We start from the raw sequence: 20,716 nt of genomic DNA, 5'->3' as shown, positions 1-20,716 counted from the left end.
CATATTATTCATTAATGATATCTAGCGAAGACTGTCTAAAATCTGCAAGTTTTGATATCTTTATCAAATGCTCTAAATTGGATTCATATCTAAGTGAGAAGTAAGCTGCATAAATAATGTTCAATAAATGGATAATGGCCGTATTCGTCGTAAAATTCCCTATTTTGGTGTAGAGTTTTTCCCTTGTTGTGATGTTTAACACGCAGTCTGAAAGCTCAGACAGAATATTATTTCCAATACTTGTGATCGCCACAATGGGGACTTGATTCTCGCGCAGTATAGGAATTAAATCAATCAGTGTAGGCGAGTCTCCAGTATAGGAGATCAGTAATGCACAATCATTTTTGTCGCAGTTTGCAGCCTCGAACTTCTCTTCACCTTTTAAAATACTCACGCCTACACGTTTTTTTATTCGATTCATTTTCAAACAAAAATCTTGTATGATCAAATTGTTATTATTGTTTGTAAATATTTTTATTTCTGAAGCTTGATCCATTAAGTGTACTGCTTTTAATAACGATTCGTTGTTTATCAGCTTTTGAGTATCTTGAACGGTTTCTACAGAAAGCTGTGTAAGTTTACTTGCTATTGTCATAATTGAGTCATTAACAGTAAAGGGTATATTAGCATCAATATGATCCAGGTTTGAGTTTAAATAATCTATCTCAGCCAAGTACGAATCGATTAAAGAGGCCCATCCATTAAATCCCAGTTTTTTCGCGACTTTAATAAAGGTAGCTGGATTCGTATAGGTCTGATTGGCAGCTTCTTTGATTGTTTGTTGTTTAATAGCGTGCTTTTTTTCCTTTAAATATTTCACAACCGCTTGTTCTGAAGGTGAAAATTTGGTTTGTTCTAATCGATCAGAAATTAACATGAACTTCCTCCTATTAAATAATCTCTGCAAGAAGATAAGGCTTATCTTGATGGTTCAATTATTAACCATTCTTCAATGTATTTTGTTGTTAAAAGCATTACCATCTAGGGAGTAAATCAAACTTTACCACATTATTCAACACATATATTTAATACTTGGAAATGGGATTGTTTTTTTGTTTATCATATGAAATATAGTAATTTTACGCCTTACTTGTTAAAAACAAAAATACGACAGAGATATGACGCTTATCTCTGTCGTATTCAATTAAAGGTCTTTTCCGTTCGTTTTTATCACATTGGAGTACCAATCAAACGACTTTTTCTTGGATCTAGAGAGAGATCCGTTTCCCTGATCATCTCGATCCACATAGATAAAACCATACCTTTTCTTCATTTCCCCGGTTCCTGCACTCACAATATCAATAGGTCCCCAGGTAGTGTAACCCAGTACATCAACCCCATCAATGAGGATTGCCTTTTTCAACTCTGTAATATGATTAGCAAGATATTCAATACGGTAGTCATCGATAATTTTTTCGTTAGGAATAACTGTATCTTCTGCTCCAAGTCCATTTTCAACAATCATAATCGGTTTTCTATACCGATTATATAATTCATTTAAAGAGTAACGCAATCCTACCGGATCAATTTGCCATCCCCATTCATTAGCTAATAAGTGAGGATTATCGACTACTACACTGCTTGTTTGGTAGGATGTAGTTTCGCTATTCAAAGTTTCTCTAGTAACTGTATTCGACATATAGTAACTTATTGCGATATAATCGACCGTTCCATTTTTTAGATCACGCAGTTCTTCATCGGACACATCTACTGTAATGTTTTCTCTCTCCCATGACAGTTCAATGTAATTCGGGATATTACCGTGACAGTGTACATCTAAAAAGAAATGTCTGCTTTGCATTTCTTGTTGTGCTAAGAGGACATCATCCGGTTTGCTTGAGTATGGATACACTGGAACATAAGCAAGCATGCACCCCATCTCAAATTCAGGATTAATCTTTTTAGCAATGCTTACGGTTCGAGCACTTGCAACTAATTGATTCATAGCTGACTGAAACATTACTTCTTTTTTGTTTTCATCTTCTGAATATTTTAAGCCGCCGGTCACAAAGCTGAAAAATTCATTCTCTGTACCGTAAATATTGTTGATTTCATTAAATGTCATCCAGTATTTCACTTTACTTTTATATCTATTTAAAACGGTTTCAGCATATCTAACAAAAAAATCGATTACTTTTTTGTTCCGCCAGCCTCCATACTCCGTTACTAAATGATACGGCATTTCAAAGTGAGATAAGGTGATAATAGGAGTTATACCATTTGCTATTAATTCGTCGAACAAGTTGTCATAAAACAATAGTCCTTTTTCATTAGGAGACTCCTCATCCCCATTAGGGAAAATTCTAGCCCAAGCGATCGAGGTTCTAAGACAGTTAAAACCCATCTCTTTGAAGAATGAAATATCTTCCTTGTATTTATGATAAAGATCGATACCTTCATGATTAGGATAGTATTTACCACTGATGATACCTTCTGTAATTTCTCTATTCTTCTGATGTGATCCTGCCGTTATGACATCTGCAACGCTAATCCCTTTACCATCGACGTTCCATGCACCCTCAGCTTGATGGGCTGCAATCGCCCCACCCCATAAAAAATGATTCGGAAATGTGTTTTTCATATCTTTTTAGCTCCTTATTTATCTAGTAGTATAATTTCATCGGTTGGATTAACCTTTTTGCGATCGTGTTTTACTGTAATGTTCTGATAATCATATGAGTTCGTAATAATCAGAATAACTGTAGGATCTAGCCCTTTTTCAGTGATGAAATCTTTATCAAACGAAATAAGTGAGTCCCCTACATGTACTTTTTGCCCTTCTTTCACCATCACATTGAAACCTTGACCCTTCAACGAAACCGTGTTTATACCCACATGAATTAAAATCTCAGAACCGCCTGTTGAAGTAATAACCAGAGCATGCTGAGATTTAACAATCGTTGAAATCTCTCCTTCTACAGGTGAAACTACCAGTCCATCATCAGACTTAACCCCAAAGCCTTTACCAAGAGCACCACTAGCAAAGGATTCGTCCGAAATATCTTCTAATCGGATCAAATCCCCCATACTTGGTGCCATGACCTTCTCAATCCCAACATTAACAGGTTCAAGCTTCAATTCAGATTCTGCATTGCTGTTATGAACTTGGTTATCTTGATCGTATTTTTTGACCCCGCCAAAGAAATATGTTAAAACACAGGCTAAGATCAAAGATAAAAAGTAACTAAACGCAAATGCTGCAAATCCTTTACCAAAGTATGCTGGAAAAGTGATAAAACTCAACGTACCAAAAATCGTCGACCTGGATCCTGCCAGACCAATGATCGCTCCGCCAACGGCACCACTAATTACGCCCATAATAAATGGTTTCTTTAATTTTAGTGTAACTCCATAAATGGCAGGTTCAGTAACTCCAAAGAGTCCACTAACAAAAGCCGAGAACGATAATGACCTGAATTTTTTATCTTTACTTCGTAAAAATACTCCTAATGCAGCGCCCGCTTGAGCAACAACAGCCGGTGTACACATCGCCATTAAAGTGTCATAGCCCATATTAGACAAGTTATTGATCATAATAGGGATGAATGCCCAATGTAATCCGAAGATAACGAATACCTGCCACAACGCACCAATAATAATGCCTGAAACAATAGGGCTCAGCTCATAAATCCACAAATATCCTTGTGCAAGGATATCCCCAACCAACGTTGAAATGGGGCCAACTACAATTAGGGTTAATGGCACCATGATTACCAAACAGATCATTGGAGTAATAAAAGTCTGTATAGTTTCATGTAAAAACTTCTTAACAACAGGTTCGACTTTAGAAAGAATCCACACTGCCAATATAATAGGAATTACTGAACTGCTGTATTGCGCCAGAACTACTGGAATACCAAAGAAATCCAAGTTCTTCCCTTCGTTAAATGCACTTACTATTGTTGGGTATACTAGCGCTCCTGCTATAACGACCGACAAAAATTGATCGGTCTTAAATTTTCTTGCCGCAGAGATCGCTAAGACAATTGGAAGAAAATAGAACAGACTGTCTGAAGCAGCGTTTAAAATGATGTATGCACCGGACTCTTGCGACAACCCTGCTAAAGTTGCAAGTAAGAGGATTCCCTTTAATAAGCCTGTTCCGGCTAGTAGTCCAAAAGCGGGTGAAAAGATACCTGATATTAAATCAATCAGTTTACTAACTGGACTTCTATTATCGGCCACCTTCTCTTCAGATTGTCCGAAATTGTTTAGTATATTTTGAGTAATCACGGTATAAACATCTTTAACTTTATTTCCGATTATCACTTGGAACTGACCGCCGCTAATTACGACGCTTATAACCCCTTCTAGATTTTCAATCTTCTTTTTGTCCGCTTTATTGGTATCCACAAGAATGAAACGTAATCGAGTAGCACAATGATAAAAGTCTTTAATATTTTCTTCTCCGCCGATATTTTTAATGATTTCTTTTCCTAATTCTAGTTGATTCATGGTGCCCCCCTTGATGAGTTCATAGTGTTAAAAAAAGTAAAAGGGTTTGATTTTATTTAAAATTAAGCGCTTTCTCTTCCCCTCTCACAGTTTTATTTTATATATATTAATCACGTTTTCAATGACTTTACGGAAATAGTAATAGCGTTTACAAACTTTGATTGGATTCCGATTAAATTTAGTAAATGCGGTTTTCAAATTTACGAATAATGGCCTATTAAACATTGCTTTTGTACATCAGAAGTGTATTCTTATGGATTTCAGATCTATAATTTTACTACTTGAAAATAGTGTATTGTTCCGTTTGTTGGATCTATTACATGCAAAAAACCTCAGCCCGCAGACGCAGACTGAGGTTTTTTCAGTTCTCATTTCAAAGCGATGATGGATCTTTTATTACTTTCTACGAAACCATACTACAACTGGAATAAGTAATAATGACAAGAAAGCACCAATCAAAGAAAGTGTGGAATAGCCTGAATGGGCTACAATCATTCCAGACAATGCTCCTCCAGATGCTCCAGATAAAGCAATTAAAACATCGACTGTTCCTTGAGTCTTCGCCCGAACATTCGGAGGTGTCGCATCAACAATAGCCGCTGTTCCACTGATTAATCCAAAGTTCCATCCCAAGCCAAGAAGAGCTAGAGCAACAATAAGCAATCCCATCGATGAGCCTGGTGCAAATGCAGCTAACAAGCCCGATAACAATAAAGTAAATCCTGACATGTAAGCCATAAAAATGTATCCGAATTTATCAACAAGTATCCCGGTGATTAAAGATGGTAAATACATGGATGCAACATGAATTCCGATGACAATACCAACTTGGCCTAAACCATGACCATGATGTAGCATATGAACAGGAGTCATTGTCATGATCGCTATCATGACAATTTGGGTAAGCACCATCACTGATGTACCAATAAAGATTCCTTTTTTATTACTACTGTCCTTTTCTGAAGTGATTCCACTTGTTTTTTTATGCTGTATTTCAGCAATAGCTTTGGCCACAATGAAAGGATCGGGTCTTAAAAAGATAAGAAGTATCAAACCTGCTAGTATATACGCAATAGCTCCAAGCATAAATGGCCCCGATAACGGGGGAGCGCCAATCGAAGTAGCCAAATCCCCTGTCAGATTCACAAGATTGGGGCCAGCTACGGCTCCAAATGTTGTGAATACCATTGCCATACTTATTGCTTTTGCCCTCTGAGAGGGCAAAGCTAAATCTGTCCCTGCATAGCGTGCCTGTAAATTTGTTGCCGTGCCTGAGCCATAGATCAACATGGAAATAAAAAGTAAGGGCACGCTGTTGAACAATGCTGCAAGAACAACCCCAATAGCTCCCAAACCTCCTACTAGGAATCCTGTAGCAAGTCCTACCCGTCTTCCCAATCGCTGAGAAAGGCGTCCCACCACTAACGCAGCTCCAGCAGAACCTAATGTAAATAGACCTGTAGGGACGCCGGCAAAGCTGTCCGTTCCCAGCATGTCTTGGGCGAGTAACGCCCCTACAGTAATACCTGCAGCTAAGCCAGCTCCACCAAAAATTTGAGAAGCAATGACAACCTTCATCGTTTTAGAATGTAACTGACGCTGCTTCTCTGCTGAATCCACATATTCAACAATGGATGCTGGAAGATGTGATAATACCTGTTTGTGTTCTAACGTTCTTTCTGCCATTCTCAATCTCCTTAATTTTTCGATGACCACTGATTAGATATAAGCAACATGCCTTCGTTTGTGGTAATTTAACGATACATAAGCTTAATATGCTGTTAAAGCGTTCGATCGATTATTAACATAGTATTCAATTTATTAATCGAATTATAATGAAATACCTTTTTTCTGACAAGCCTTATTATTCGCGAATAAAATCTCATAAATAAAATAAGATTTAAATAAATGCTAATTAAATGTATTAAGTTGGTGATTTCAAACAAGTAAACACACCTGCAATTATGTGATTTTTATTGTTCTCATATTAAAGGAAATGTAAAAAAGAAGTGTATACAATTAATATCCTATTTTGTTATAAATTTCTTTATTGAAAAAGGGAAGTAAGATACTAAAACGCCTATTAAACCATTGTTTAATCAATAACTAAACTTCAATCAAAACATATTTAGTGCTGGTGTGAGATTGTCATATGCTATATACCCGTTCCACTGGAAAACTCTATTTATAAATAATACCAACATGTATTCTTATGACATGGGGGTGGCTGGTACTGATGTCCCACTGATATGCAGTACCAAGTGGAGGTGTTTTGCTTCCTCTGAATGTATTCCCAAAAAAATAATTTCATTTTAAAAAAATTATCTTTTTGTGTGAAATTACCTCTCGAGAGGATAAAAATTAAGCGCCATTTCTTTTATGCGAAATGGCGCTTAAGTGGTTTAACGAGTATTGTACCCTTCAATGGAAAGTTCCAAAAATTGTTCGATTTCATTCTGAGATATACGCAATTTGTTAACAAATCGAATGATTTCTCTACCGTCAGCGTAAGCCACGAAACTTGGGATTCCCTTAATATTTTGGAGAACGATCATTTACCACTCGAATCCATTTTCTTCAATATAATTACTTGTCAAGTCATCTTCATTATCGATAGATACCGTACCTTGAGTTGCCACAGGAACTCCTGCTTTTATCAGAAGTTGACCGATGTGACAATTTTCTTCGGCTTTTAGTACTAAATTTTCTACCAGATTCACATGATCTTTTGTTGCATCAGATTTCAAAACAACATGCGGGCGATGAGTAATACTTAATTGGTCTCCAGGAGCGACGTCTCCTTCGGTATCCATAAAGAATCCAGAAACCGGAACTTTACTTTTATCCAGCATATACGCCAAAGTCATCGTGTAACAAGCTACAGCAGAAGAGATAAGTAGTTGCTGTGGTTCAGCACCATCCCCACTTCCTCCTTTAGGAGCAGGAATAGCAATTTGAGTTTGGAGATTATCACTTTTTATGCGTCCCTCACCTTTAGCATCTTTAAACCAAACTGTATTCATATTAATTTTCTGGTTTGCCATATCAAGTTCTCCTTTATAATTCGATTATTATTTTTTTGTTTGTTTTGTATTGTTTATTCTTGAGACTCAATAAATTTTTCGCTATCCATAGCAGCCATTGCTCCACTTCCTGCAGCTGTAATCGCTTGACGATAACGATTATCCTGTACGTCTCCACATGCAAAGACACCTGGAATATTGGTTAACGAAGTGCCCGGAACTGTTACAATATAGCCGTGTTCGTCTGTATCAATTTGACCTTTTAAGAATTCTGCATTCGGATGGTGACCAATCGCGACAAATACACCGTTTGCACTTAGAATCTCTTCTTCATTCGTTAAATTGTTTCGTACTTTCAATCCGTTGACTCCGATTGAATCAGCAATAACTTCAATCGGAGTTTTGTTCAGTGCCCAATCAATTTTGGGATTTGCACGCGCACGATCTTGCATTATTTTAGAGGCCCGCAATTCGTCACGGCGATGCACTACTGTAACCTTATTGGCAAATTTCGTTAAGAAGTTAGCTTCTTCAAGTGCTGTATCTCCTCCACCAACAACGATGAGTTCTTTGTTTCGGAAGAAGAATCCATCACAAGTGGCGCATGTACTAACACCACGTCCAACATTTTCAGTTTCACCAGGGATCCCTAGATATTTTGCACTTGCACCAGTCGAGATGATTAAAGTCTCTGTAACCATTTCACCTTTACCCATTACAGTCAGTTTAAAAGGTCGCTCTGAAAGATCTACATTTTCCACCCAACCAGTGAGAAATGTTGCTCCAAATCGTTCGGCTTGTTTTCGCATATTACCCATGAGTTCGGGGCCCATAATTCCATCAGGGAAACCAGGATAGTTTTCCACTTCTGTCGTTGTTGTTAATTGTCCTCCTGGTTCAGGACCTTCAATAACCAAAGGGTTCATATTTGCTCTAGCTAAGTAGATTGCAGCAGTCAGTCCTGCTGGACCGGTTCCAATAATGAGTGATTTATACATAAATAATCCCTCCAATGTTATATTCACTTTCATTAAGAATTAACATTCATAATAAAATGTTCAATTGAATAATTGAATAATAACATTGGAACAGATCTTTGTCAACACATTCGATATAGCTTTGTTATCTGACTTACCGTTTCTCGACTGGTTTTTATTAAGAAAAGAAACCCACAAAGCAAAAATGCAATGTCGGTTTCTTTTTTATGAAGCTAAGAAAATTCTTATGAGCGAGTAGCCCTTAGCACCGTGTTATTAAAAAGTGCTATAAATACGAATTTCCGGTTCAGCTTGAAGCAGGTCTTTAAGTCCAACTACGACGTCATTATTGAAAAGATCACTTTCGAGATACGCCTTTGCATCAGCATCGCTATTAAAGCCATGCATAACTTGAACATCCTCGTCACGTACTAGCAATTCTTTGGAAACGGCGCCAGTAATCCCAGAGAGAAAAGGCTCTTTATACGTTGTATACACTTTTGTAGCAGCCTCACGTTCTGATGCATTAATTTTCAGAGTGATTTGAAGATAAGCCTTTGCCATTGAAATCGAACCTCCACTGATTAGTGTATCGACTGACAAAATCAACTAGTCAATCGATCAATTGAATTATATTTCATATTCGTTCCTTGCGTCAAGTAAACGAGCATTACATAGACAAAAATACCAAAAAATGTTCACACTTTTGTAACATGAGTAAACCTACAAGTTTTATCCCATTACCATATTTTCATTTGCTTACTTGCATGGTCGGGATACAATTTTATTAATTTCTCTCATAATTTCTTTTCAACAAAAAAAACTTCAATGCCAATTATGAAGGCTTGAAGTCTTTTTATTGTTAGAATTGTTATGCTCTAACGATCTCATTATGATGAAATTGAGGTAAGTATTCCTTATGTGCTTCCAACATTTCATCCAACAATGCTTTTGCTATATCTCCGCTTTGAACAAGTGGATTTGACGTGAAGGCTTGAAGGGCTGTAGCATAGTCCCCTGTTACCGCAGCTTCAATTGTTAATTCCTCCATTGATTTCATGACTTGTAACAATCCTCGCTGAGCCGATGGAAACGATCCAAAATGAATGGGTTCTGCACCATGCGAAGTAATGATACTTGTGATTTCAATAGCACTTTCGCTAGGCAGATCGTTGATTGCACCATTATTGCGTGTGCTTACCACCATTTGTGTTCCTTTATTATTATAAATGGAGTTGATGATTTCACAAGCTGCATCACTGTAATAAGCGCCGCCACGTTTCTCAAGTTCTTCAGGTTTATGATCCAAATTCGGATTTTTGTAAAGTTCAAAAAGTCTCTCTTCTAACTGCTTAACGACTTGACCTCTTGTGCCTTCCCCTTGTGCTTCTTCTAATTCCTCTTTAATCATGGCATCCGTCATGTAATAATACCGATGATAAGGACAAGGTAACATGTCTAATTGAATGATTTGTTCATAAAGGAAACGCATGTTTTTAATATTTTGAACCATTTTTTCAGGTTTTGCATCAGGACCATATACTTTCTCAATAGCTTCACGGGTGAGGTCTTTTCCGTCATTCGAGTAAATTCTGTGCCAATGCAAATGATTAATTCCAGCAAATTTGAAGAACAGTTCATCTTCAGTTTTGTCGAGAACAGCTGACTCGTTTTTCACCGCCATAATTGGCACATTACACAAACCAATAACATTCTCCCACTGTCCATACCGCAAAACAGCTTCAGTAACCATCCCAGCTGGATTTGTAAAATTAATCAGCCATGCGTTTGGACACAGTTCTTTCATATCCTCAACGATACTCAAAATAACTGGAATAGTCCGAAATGCTTTTAACATTCCTCCAGCTCCATTTGTCTCTTGCCCGATGAGGCCGTATTTATTCGGAATGGTCTCGTCTTTAATACGTGCATCCATCAAGCCGACGCGAAGTTGGGTAGTTACAAAATCTGCTCCTTGCAAAGCTTGTCTACGGTCCAGTGTCAGATGGATTTCACAATCAATTCCTGCTGCCTTTACCATACGTTTGGCCATCGCTCCAACGATCTCGAGTTTTTCTTTCCCTGCCTCAATATCAACCAGCCATAATTCTTTAATCGCTAATTCGTGATACCGTTTTATAAACCCTTCGACTAACTCTGGTGTATAACTTGAACCTCCACCAATGGTAACGACTTTTAGTCCTTTTTTCATGCTGAGTACCTCCTAAAGATGTATTGTGATTGCTTATAGTTGAACTGTAAGTTATGTAATGCATTACATGTCAAGCATTCATTTTTATCTTTATTTTTCAGATTCAACCTGTCTTTGTACCTGGAATTAAATTATGCTATGCTGACAACTGAGGTGGTTAGAGTTGGCGAATATTCAGGATATCGCCCGTTTGGCTGGAGTATCTACAGCAACGGTATCACGCGTATTAAATAGTAAAAAAAATGTAAACGATACCACTAGGAAAAGGGTATTGGAGATTATGAAACAGTTGGACTATGTTCCGAATGCCAATGCAATCTCGCTAAAAAAGGGAGAAACTCATCTTATTGGGATTATTACTATTGCTTTCAGTCCAATCATTGTTAACTTTGTTCGTGCGTTTACGATGATTGCTGAGAAAAATGGCTTTACAATAAGTCTCTTCATTACTAATGGTCAACCAGAGAGAGAACTGATTGCCCTTGAAATGTTAAAACGAAAGCAACTGGACGCCCTTGTTTGTTTAATTAGATCCAATGAGTGGAATGTCATTGAATCCTATACCCATTATGGCCCGATCGTAACATGGCAAAGGCTTCATAGCGAAAAACTTCCATCGGTGTTTATGGATCAGTTCCAGGCGTACTGGAATGGGCTTGAGCACCTTTATAATAAAGGTTATCGAAAAATTCTGAGCATATACCCTATGTCAGTAGGATTAAACACCAAAGAACGATTCCGTGCTCATACCAAATTTTTTAAGCAATATGGCCTCGCTGAAACTAATTTCCCCCACTTTGAGGACAAAATCTCTGTACATGAGGGCGAAGAAATTGCGGAATGGTGGATGCAACAACAAGATCGGCCAGACGCTATTTTCTGTGCCAACGATGAAGTGGCCTCAGGAATTACAACGGTACTGCGTCGTTCGGGGGTCTCAGTTCCAGGGGACCTCGGTGTTATGGGGTTTGACAATTCCATCCTGGCTCATTTGCTTGATTTAACAACGATTCACTATCCTATCGATCAGCAAGCTGAGAATGCATTTATTATTCTTCAAAATCAACTTATCAAATCCAATTGTAATCTACATTCACTGGAGTACCAACTAATTGAGCGTTCCTCAACATAAGATTAGATTCTGTAGTTAAGTGCCTATAAAGTAAAAAGCACTTATTCATTGTTTAAACGAATAAGTGCTTTTTACTAAAGAAGGAATCTATTTACTTTATTTCGTAGCCTTTTGTTGAGAACGCCTGGATGAAATATAATTAATCAGTGAAGACAAAACGCCAGCAATTGCTAACCCAGCTACAATGGCAATAGCAGTGTGCATATTGGGTAGTAATTGATTATGTTCGATTGCCTTATGGGTACTATTCAAAACAGCCGTGATAACAGCCAAAGAAATTGCACCACCGATTTGCAAACTTGTGTTAACCAAACCAGAAGCTAGCCCTTGTTCTTCAGGGACGACATCATGTGTTGCTTGGACATTAACACCTGGAAATGCGAAGACAAACCCGATACCAATTAGAATCATAGTTGGTAATAGAAAATTCCAATATGGCAATGCAGGATCTACTCTGAAAAATAATAGGTATGCAACGGATACCAGCACCATACCAAGCGATATGGCCATTGGTGTTCCAACCCGTTTCATTACCCGATCAATTTGTGGCCCAAAAACGACTTGAAACAAGCTTGATGGCAAGAAAGCTAATGCGACCCAGATCGGAGACCAACTAAGCGAGTCTTGCAAATATAGTGTAGCGATAAATTGAAATGCCATAAAGCTTCCCAATAGCACCATTGCGGCAAAATTGGCACTCACCAAAGACATCGAACTGAAAATCCCTAACCTCACCAACGGAGAAGAATGCTTACTCTCTATAATCACGAAACTTATAAACAACAAGATGCTGAGAACCAACAAAATGATAGTTGTGCTGCTGGTCCATCCGATGGTTGGAGCTTCAACAAGTGCATAAACAAGTATCAATAACCCAACTGTAATGGTTAGCGCACCCCATAGATCAAATTGCTTTAATGTCACTGGTTTACGAGATGCTTGAGGAACCAATCTCAGTCCAAAAAGAAATATGAGTATTGCAACTGGACCTGGGGCAAATAAGGTAGCCCTCCAGCTTACTTCAGTCAACAACCCACCGAAAACGAGACCAAGTGCAAAACCAGTCATTCCAATTACCGAATAAATGCTAAGTGCCTTCATTCGATCTGGGCCAGCAGCAAATGCTGTTGCCACGATAGACATACCTGCCGGCACAGTAAAACCTGCAGAAATCCCCTTCAGTAATCGTAGAACAATCAATACTACTTCATTACTAATAAAAGAACTCACGATTGAAGCTATACCAAAAACTGCAACAGCTGTCAAAAACACTTGACGCCTACCAAGCAAGTCGGCAACACGACCTCCTAATAAGAGAAATCCACCATAGCCCAAAATGTAGGCATTCACGATCCATTGCAATGAACCTGTACTAAGGTGAAGTTCACTCCCCATGGAAGGCAATGCAATGTTTACCATGGAAAGATCCACACCATCTAGAAATAAAGCTCCTGAAACAACAAGCAAAAGGCCCCACATACCAAGACTCCATTTGCCTTCATGAGTATTAGACACTACTGTATTATTTGACACAATATCACTCCTTTATTTGATAAAGCACAGCAAGGTGAATAAAAAACATATGCAAATAATTCAAATGCTAACAATATCAATTGAATATATGAACGTGAAAAATCGCCTCCTAACCAAAGTGAAATGACAATCTTTTTTGTGAGGGTTAAGCGACTTTAAGCTTAACATTCCCAGTTTTATAAACGTTCAACTATATTGTGTAGCCTTTATTTTTTCAATTTCATTGCCCTTCCTTTGGAATTACATCAGTATATATCAATTTATACAATTATTCAATTGTTTATTTGAATATAATTCTATCTTTTGTTTGTAGTATTTCATGGAGAGAATTATTTATGACTTTGATTTTTTTTTAGCAGCTCTTTCAGCTGAGTCAAGAACACCTTCCAAATGACTTCCCTGCTCTGAACTTGTTTCTGCCCTGATCGAAGAGATGCAATAAGGATTCCTTACTTATAATGGCCCTATCCAACTTCCTTAAATGATGTTGAACACGTTAATAAAATATTCAAATGAATTATTGAACTTAAACTGATTTTTAATAGTTGTCATGATGTAGGTCACAAAAAAATACAGTATCATTAATACTGTATTTTTTGTTCCATGGGATTTTATTTTATTTCATTGAGTAGTTATGCTTCATCACAAGCGTTCCACTCTCGAACCCCTTCTTCAATTCGATAAGCTCTAAAACCCAGTTTTTGTATGTGATCAACAGCTTGAGATGTGAAAGAACAATAAGGCCCTCTACAGTAAGCAACCATTTCTACATCCGATTTATTTAACGTTTTTAGATATTCATCCAGCTGCTCTAATGGTACAGAGATTGCGTTAGGGATGTGAGAAACTTCGTACTCATCCGTTGGTCGAATGTCTAATAGAACGATGTTATCTTTCTTCATCTTGGCTAAGAGTTCTTTTTTAGTAATACTTTTAACGTCTGGGAACTGTTTCTCCAAATCTTCTTTTATTTGTTTGATGTCATATAGCCTGTCTTCACTTAGATTCCACAAAGATAATAAAAACTGAGTAACTGACGGATCACTGATACTATAAATTACGTAGGTTCCTTTTTTATGGCATTTCACCAATTTTGCTTCCAATAAAATCTGCAAATGGCGTGAAACAGCCTGTTTGATTTGCTAAACTTTCAATAGATTTTGGACCGTTCGACAAGAGATCCATAATTTCCAATCGTTTTATCACTGGACAAACATTTTCTAATTCTTGAAAACTGATGATACAGACGGTCTTTGATATCTGTATTGTGGATTTTGAACTTTCATATATTAAACCCGTTTCACGGAATATCCTTCCTAAAATTAGCATAAGTTACAGAAGATTAATAAGTGCTCCCACAAAAACAAAAGTATGTCTTTGTTCTGCTTCGCGTTGGTCGCCTCTGACTTGGTCTTGGTACCGATTCTTGTCTTGCACTACGGCTATCGCTTCATCTCTAGATTCTTTTTTCCGGATATAACAGAATGGACAAGCGATATCAGACCAAATCTCAATGTTCATCATGTTCTCCCCTTCATTATCAATTTCTTATTCGTACTAACATACTTCTATATATGAATATTCTTTTAAAACAGCAATATCAATAATTCTATTTATTAATTGAATAATATACAAAAAAACATTTTATGCAATAGAATAAACCTCAGTACAAAAACCCCAATCTCTGGATTGGAGCTCTCGAATTTACACTTTTTAAATACGGACTAGCCTAATTCAAAGATTCATCGTAAGCATTTAAAGCATTAACACCATGTGCCATGGCAGATCCCGCCTTCAATGCAGTTGCAACCATGATGGCTTCAGCCATTTCTTCCTTGGACACTTGAGCTTTTTTAGCTGCGTTAACGTGAGCTTCAATACAATATGGGCAACCCGTTACATGCGCAATTGCAATTGCAATAAGCTCCTTTTCTTTTACACTGAGTAGGCCTGCTTTCATTGCTTGTATATCGAAGCTGACAAAGGCTTTAAAAGCATCTCCAGCTAAGTTAGAGTATTCTTTAATCCGATCAAAATAAGAGACTTTGTAAAGCTCATCATCACTCTCGTTCCCATCGTAAGCATTCAAAGCATTGACCCCATGCGCCATTGCAGAACCGGCCTTTAACGCCGTAGCAACCATAATGGCTTCAGCCATTTCTTCTTTTGTAGCTTCCTTTTTAACTTTATTAACATGAATTTCAATACAGTACGGGCAACCTGTGACGTGTGCTACTGCAACAGCTATCAATTCTTTTAACTTATTTGTTAATAGGCCTGCCGCCAAAGCCTTTTGGTCAAAGTCTACGAATGCTCGAAAAGCATCCCCCGACAGTTCTCCATATTCCCCTAGCCGATTAATATTTGATTTTTTGTACAAACTATCATTACTCATAATTAAATTCCCCTTTGTTTAATTTATTTTCAACATTTAGTGATAACGTCTAATCACTTCGTTGACAACACTTTCGGCGGACTGTAGCGCACCTTCAAGATGTCCTCCATGCCCATAAGCCGTCTCAGTACCAGCAAAATAGATATTTTGCAACCAGGGTTTCCCTCCAAGCAAAGGCCCGTAATTAGGATATTCTCGAAGCGGCTCCCCATCTTTCTTAACGGATGTATGTGTGTCAAGGGACCAATCCTTGTAGAGAATGCCTCTTACTTCCTTGGCAAGCGGGCCAAAGAGGCGGGTCAATTGTTCCAACACAAGTTCAAGTAATTGTTCTTTCCCTACACTTATACGCACTTCTGCAGGAATGCCAAAGAAACCAAATAGCGCCCCAGAACCTGTAGAAGGTGAAGCGTCATGAATTTCTTGCAATGGACCCACACGACTTGAAACAAACCCGGAGAGACCTTGATTACGCCAGAATGGGCTGTCATAAACAGCAATGACCTTTGCATGACCTGCCATCCATGTTGGTTTGTCAATAAAATTCGATTTTAAGTCAGATGGAATTTGGGGTATAAATGTGATATCCTGCTCAACGATACGTGGTGGTAAAGCAATGATAACCGAACTGGCATAAATGCTCCTTCCATCCGTTTGAACCTTTACCCTGTTATTGTCCTGTTGGATCGAAGTTACTTTGGTATTTAAATGAAGTGCTTCTTGTGGCAATTTTGAAGCCAGAGCATCAACGAGAGACTGGACTCCGCCTACTAATCGAAGTGAATACTCCATTGATTCTGTCGATAAGTCATGTTTTTGCGGAGGTTCGTTTCTGGATCGTTCAAAAAGCATGCTACCTTCATTAAACTGCTCAAATGTCTGTAAACCGAATTCATCGACGAGTCGGTTCATGGCCATTTCATATCGCGGCCAGTACCACGTTGGTCCAAGATCAAATTTCCCAAGTTCAGGTTTGTCCTCGACCTCAACACTTAAGACTCGTCCTCCAATACGATCTCGTGCTTCCAATACGATGAACTTTATTCCTTGTGCACTGAGTAAGGAAGCTGCTCGCAGTCCACTTAATCCTGCACCCACGATGATTACAGGATCATCCCTATTTATTTGTTTTTCCATGCGTTTGCTCCTTTATTGTTTTCCATGGCTCTTGAAACCCGATCGCTAATGAAAGATCGGGGCTAACCACTTATCGTGATTACCCCCAAAAAAAGATTTTATCGTAGACGCGCAGTGATGCCGCCATCCAAAGGCATAACTACACCGGTGATCCAGGAAGCCGAATCACTAGCCAGGAACAAGATAGCTTCTGCTACATCTTTTGTTGTGCCATTTCGTCCGATGGGATGAAAGGCATTAAAGCTTGGTAGTACTTCTGCGACTTGTTCTTCTGTCATGAAGGTATTGTAAATCGGCGTTTCAACCACTGCAGGGGCTACAGCATTCACTCGGATGTGATCTCCAGCCAATTCAACCGCCAGGTTTCTAGTCAGGGCATGTCTTCCTGCCATCGCTGCCGAGTATGCGGATGATGGTGTAGCTTCGACCGCTTGGATCGCCCACATGGAGCCGGTATTCACAATCGCTCCACCACCTCTTTTTCTCATTTCGGGAATCACTGCTTGCGAAGGATAAAACGTTCCTTTCACGATAATATCCAGATACGATTGCAGATCATCCGCAGTATGATCCATGAACGGCGTTGGATTAAATTTCCCAGTGTTATTTATCAGTATGTCTACTCCACCAAAAGCCTCCACTGCAGCTTGGACCAGTTTTTTTGATGTTTCTTGCAAGCTGATATCCCCAGCTATTGCAATGACTTTCTTGCCACTTGGGTCAATCTCCAAAGCCGTTTCTTTTAGAACGTCTTCGCGTCGACCATTAATAACCACATTTGCTCCTTCTTCAAAAAAACGTTGTGCTGTTGTTTTTCCAATCCCTGTTCCTCCGCCAGTGACAATAACCGTTTTGTTTTCAAATTTCATTTTGTACATCTCCTTGTAGTGTTTTGTTATTTTACCTACTGATAGGTAGGATATTTTCAGATATTGTAATTATAATTGGATTAACGATAATCGGCAACACATTTTTGGAGTGATGCCGATTATCTATATATGATCGGTTATTACACCGTTAGTTTAAGGATTTTCTCCTTTAGAACATCTTTTTGATTAACACCAACCATAGTGTCGACCAATGCCCCATCCTTAAACAAGAGCAATGTTGGAATGCTTCGGATACCAAATTGTCCAGCCAACTCGGTTTCTTCATCCACATTGACTTTCGCCAGAGTTGCCGTTCCTTTCATTTCGTCAGCTAGCGCCTCTACGATTGGCAGCTGAATTTTACATGGCCCACACCAAGGTGCCCAGAAATCAACCAATGTAACACCAGACTGAATTTGATTATTGAATGTTTTTTTTGTTAATGCAGTTGCACCCATAAAAGAATACCTCCTCATATTGATAAGTCTCACTCAATTATTTAATGTTCAATTGAATAATTGAATTATAAATCAAGCAAGTATCCGTGTCAAGTATATCTTGAATGAATTAAAAACGCTTTGCTCTGGATTAAATTTATTGTTTCTCATTTACCTATAACAATGTAATAAATATATTCATACTCAGCCAAAATCCGATCTGTACTAAATTTCAAATGAGCTCTATTCACACATGCATTTTTAAATTCATTGTACTTTTTCTTATCAACAAGTAACTCGATTGCTTTTTTTGCCATTTCACTAATATTACCTACCGAAGCGAGATAACCCGTTTCCCCATTAATAATCAGTTCAGGTAGCCCGCCAATGTGTGAGCCAATAGTAGGAACACCACAAGACATAGCTTCTAATGCAGTTAATCCGAAGCTTTCCATCTCTGAAGGGAGAAGCAGCAAATCAGCGATCGAGATTATTCTTGCAATGTTTTCTATTTTGCCAAGAAAATTGACTCGACTCTCAAGCCCCTCGATTTGAACTCTGTTCTGAATATTAGATAGTTCCGGCCCTTCACCTACTAGCAATAACCGGCTTGGAACTTCCTCATTTACTTTTTTGAAAATGCCAAGGACGTCTGTTACTCTTTTAATCGGTCTAAAATTGGACACATGGATTAGTATTTTTTCTCTGGTATCAGCAAACTCTTTACGCAAGCCGTTTAGTGATTGAGGATAAAAAATTCGCTGATCAACAAAATTATATATTAGATTAATTTTATCTTGAGAAATATGGAGTAACTCGCTAGTTTCATTTATCAAGTCTTTAGAAACTGCCGTTATAGCGTCACTCGAGTTTAGCGCTAACCGAATGAGGTCTTTATTTATTTCGCTCCTAGCCAGAACGGTGATATCTGTTCCATGGAGAGTAGTCACCACACGTAAGTTCCCTCCTAGGATTTGTTTCGCTAAAAAGGCACTGATGGCATGAGGGTATGCATAATGTACGTGAACTAAATCTAGTCGATGCTCTATAGCTACTTGTGCAATTTTACTGGCTAGTGCAATCTCATATGGTGGAGAACGAAATACATAATAATTACTAACTTCTACTTTATGATAAAACAAATGGTTATACGGTTGATTTAAGCGAAATGGAAGACCAAAGCTTATCATGTGTATCTCATGACCTTTTTCAGCAAGTAATTTCCCTAATTCGGTTGCTAGTATTCCTGAGCCTCCAAGTGTTGGATGGCAGACTATACCAATTTTCAAGGGTGTTACCACGATAGATTTCCTCCAAATAATAGGTTTTGTGAATGCCCTTAATTTTTTTGTGAAAATAAAGAACCTCAGAGTCAAAATCACTCGAGGTCCATAAAGCAACGTATGCAAAACACTTGCCTCAATGGGTCAGTTTTTAAACTGCTTTGTTATCATGTAGACATACTCAATACTGCCCGGAAACGAGTTTTTGCTGACATCATTTTTTCATAGGCTTCGCTGGCCTTTTCCAATGGGAACACCTCAATCATAGGACGAACGTCAGTTAGAACGCTGAAGCGAACTGCATCATCAATTTCCTTAGCCTGTGCAGTAAATGAACCTTTCACAGTATAAGGTCCTTTCAAGAAATCCATAGCTGACAATTCCAATCGTTCTCCGGAACCAGCTACGATAATGAGTTCACCATTTTTTTTCAAACCATTTACCAATGAAGAGATTACTTTAGGATTTGGTGCCGTAGCAAGAATGACTTTAGCCCCGCCCAGAACCTTCAAAACTTCCGCAGGATCTTCTTTATCGGAATCGATGTAATGATGAGCACCAAGCTCTCTTGCAAGTTTTTCTTTATCACTTCCACGAGAAATAGCCACCGTTTGGTACCCAGCTTTTTTGGCATATTGAACTGCAAGGTGACCGAGACCACCAATACCAGAGACCGCAACCAAATCCCCAGGACGTGCAGAACTATTCCGCAATGCACTAAATGTTGTTTCACCTGCACACATTAGCGGTGAAGCCTCTTCAGAGGAAACCTCATCGGGAATTTGAATTAAAGCGTCTTCGAAAACAACCACGTACTCAGCATATCCACCGTCCATGGTTAAACCTGTTACATGATTATGTCCACCGTGGAAGCCAATGCCTACACGTTGTCCAATATCCCATTTTGTTGATCCATGGCCTAGTTGCTCCACGCTACCAACGATTTCATGTCCAGGAATTCGTGGATATTCAGATGCTCCTCCATTAATCGCCATAGAGTCTCCGTTACATACTCCACACGCTTCTATCCGTAAAAGTACTTGTCCTTCACCAGGAACAGGTACAGGAATCTCAACTAACTTCATCGGTTCACCTTTAGCAGGAACCTGTATTGCACGCATCATTTTCATTTCAGTTGCCTCCTTGAGATTTGTATGGGACTTCCTTAGTATAGATGAGGATCAATAAATATTCAATTATATAATTGTATATTTGAATTTTAGCTAATGCCGTAGGGTCAGTAATTAAATTCCAACCCAAGTC

General features: G+C 38.4%; 18 protein-coding genes and 1 pseudogene. 1 reads left to right on the top strand and 18 read right to left on the bottom strand.

Annotated features, from left to right (window positions below):
- Window positions 1-4: 4 nt before the first annotated feature.
- The 9 genes and pseudogenes from HP548_RS23105 to HP548_RS23070 form a co-directional block, all read right to left on the bottom strand.
- Window positions 5-877, bottom strand: coding sequence for a MurR/RpiR family transcriptional regulator (locus HP548_RS23105; RefSeq protein ID WP_099853800.1), 873 nt, complete (start codon window positions 875-877; stop codon window positions 5-7).
- Between the two features lie 267 nt (window positions 878-1,144).
- On the bottom strand, window positions 1,145-2,581 hold the full coding sequence (locus tag HP548_RS23100; protein ID WP_175383002.1) for a 6-phospho-beta-glucosidase: 1,437 nt from the start codon (window positions 2,579-2,581) through the stop codon (window positions 1,145-1,147).
- Window positions 2,582-2,595: 14 nt separating this feature from the next.
- A complete protein-coding gene (locus tag HP548_RS23095) occupies window positions 2,596-4,455 on the bottom strand; it encodes a beta-glucoside-specific PTS transporter subunit IIABC (protein WP_175383001.1) in 1,860 nt (619 codons plus the stop codon).
- A gap of 396 nt (window positions 4,456-4,851) precedes the next feature.
- A complete protein-coding gene (locus tag HP548_RS23090) occupies window positions 4,852-6,141 on the bottom strand; it encodes an MFS transporter (RefSeq protein WP_099853794.1) in 1,290 nt (429 codons plus the stop codon).
- A gap of 716 nt (window positions 6,142-6,857) precedes the next feature.
- Window positions 6,858-6,998, bottom strand: a pseudogene (locus HP548_RS33460) (thioredoxin); the annotation flags it as partial.
- A 12-nt stretch (window positions 6,999-7,010) separates the two neighbouring features.
- The gene (locus HP548_RS23085; RefSeq protein ID WP_099853792.1) at window positions 7,011-7,499 is read right to left on the bottom strand and encodes an OsmC family protein; all 489 of its coding nucleotides are present in this window, start codon (window positions 7,497-7,499) and stop codon (window positions 7,011-7,013) included.
- Window positions 7,500-7,552: 53 nt separating this feature from the next.
- A complete protein-coding gene (trxB, locus tag HP548_RS23080) occupies window positions 7,553-8,476 on the bottom strand; it encodes a thioredoxin-disulfide reductase (protein WP_099853790.1) in 924 nt (307 codons plus the stop codon).
- A 255-nt stretch (window positions 8,477-8,731) separates the two neighbouring features.
- The gene (locus tag HP548_RS23075) at window positions 8,732-9,019 is read right to left on the bottom strand and encodes a hypothetical protein (protein ID WP_099853788.1); all 288 of its coding nucleotides are present in this window, start codon (window positions 9,017-9,019) and stop codon (window positions 8,732-8,734) included.
- Window positions 9,020-9,326: 307 nt separating this feature from the next.
- Entirely contained in the window at window positions 9,327-10,667 is a 1,341-nt protein-coding gene (locus tag HP548_RS23070) for a 6-phospho-beta-glucosidase (RefSeq protein WP_175383000.1), read from the bottom strand.
- Window positions 10,668-10,830: 163 nt separating this feature from the next.
- Here HP548_RS23070 and HP548_RS23065 point away from each other — a divergent pair, with 163 nt between their 5' ends.
- Window positions 10,831-11,799 (top strand): LacI family DNA-binding transcriptional regulator, encoded by a 969-nt coding sequence (locus tag HP548_RS23065; protein ID WP_099853784.1) that lies wholly within the window; start codon window positions 10,831-10,833, stop codon window positions 11,797-11,799.
- A gap of 96 nt (window positions 11,800-11,895) precedes the next feature.
- Here HP548_RS23065 and HP548_RS23060 read toward each other — a convergent pair whose 3' ends face one another.
- The 9 genes from HP548_RS23060 to HP548_RS23020 form a co-directional block, all read right to left on the bottom strand.
- Window positions 11,896-13,332: an MFS transporter gene (locus HP548_RS23060; RefSeq protein ID WP_217504801.1), complete on the bottom strand. Its 1,437-nt coding sequence runs from the start codon at window positions 13,330-13,332 to the stop codon at window positions 11,896-11,898.
- A 632-nt stretch (window positions 13,333-13,964) separates the two neighbouring features.
- On the bottom strand, window positions 13,965-14,435 hold the full coding sequence (locus HP548_RS23055) for a rhodanese-like domain-containing protein (protein ID WP_343054923.1): 471 nt from the start codon (window positions 14,433-14,435) through the stop codon (window positions 13,965-13,967).
- Between the two features lie 229 nt (window positions 14,436-14,664).
- Window positions 14,665-14,853, bottom strand: coding sequence for a hypothetical protein (locus HP548_RS23050; protein WP_175382999.1), 189 nt, complete (start codon window positions 14,851-14,853; stop codon window positions 14,665-14,667).
- Between the two features lie 208 nt (window positions 14,854-15,061).
- Complete coding sequence (locus HP548_RS23045) at window positions 15,062-15,727, bottom strand: carboxymuconolactone decarboxylase family protein (RefSeq protein ID WP_099853782.1); 666 nt, start codon at window positions 15,725-15,727, stop codon at window positions 15,062-15,064.
- 36 nt (window positions 15,728-15,763) lie between these two features.
- Entirely contained in the window at window positions 15,764-16,864 is a 1,101-nt protein-coding gene (locus tag HP548_RS23040; RefSeq protein WP_175382998.1) for a flavin monoamine oxidase family protein, read from the bottom strand.
- 98 nt (window positions 16,865-16,962) lie between these two features.
- Window positions 16,963-17,733 carry an SDR family NAD(P)-dependent oxidoreductase gene (locus HP548_RS23035; RefSeq protein ID WP_175382997.1) on the bottom strand — a complete coding sequence of 257 codons (771 nt, stop codon included), beginning with the start codon at window positions 17,731-17,733 and terminating at the stop codon, window positions 16,963-16,965.
- A 140-nt stretch (window positions 17,734-17,873) separates the two neighbouring features.
- Window positions 17,874-18,191: a thioredoxin gene (trxA, locus tag HP548_RS23030; RefSeq protein ID WP_099853777.1), complete on the bottom strand. Its 318-nt coding sequence runs from the start codon at window positions 18,189-18,191 to the stop codon at window positions 17,874-17,876.
- A 146-nt stretch (window positions 18,192-18,337) separates the two neighbouring features.
- Entirely contained in the window at window positions 18,338-19,471 is a 1,134-nt protein-coding gene (bshA, locus tag HP548_RS23025; protein ID WP_175382996.1) for an N-acetyl-alpha-D-glucosaminyl L-malate synthase BshA, read from the bottom strand.
- A gap of 149 nt (window positions 19,472-19,620) precedes the next feature.
- Complete coding sequence (locus tag HP548_RS23020; protein ID WP_099853773.1) at window positions 19,621-20,583, bottom strand: zinc-binding dehydrogenase; 963 nt, start codon at window positions 20,581-20,583, stop codon at window positions 19,621-19,623.
- Window positions 20,584-20,716 lie beyond the last annotated feature (133 nt).

The sequence above is a fragment of the Paenibacillus taichungensis genome, from assembly GCF_013359905.1.
Taxonomy (GTDB): domain Bacteria; phylum Bacillota; class Bacilli; order Paenibacillales; family Paenibacillaceae; genus Paenibacillus; species Paenibacillus taichungensis.
This window is presented reverse-complemented; position numbering and strand designations above follow the sequence as displayed.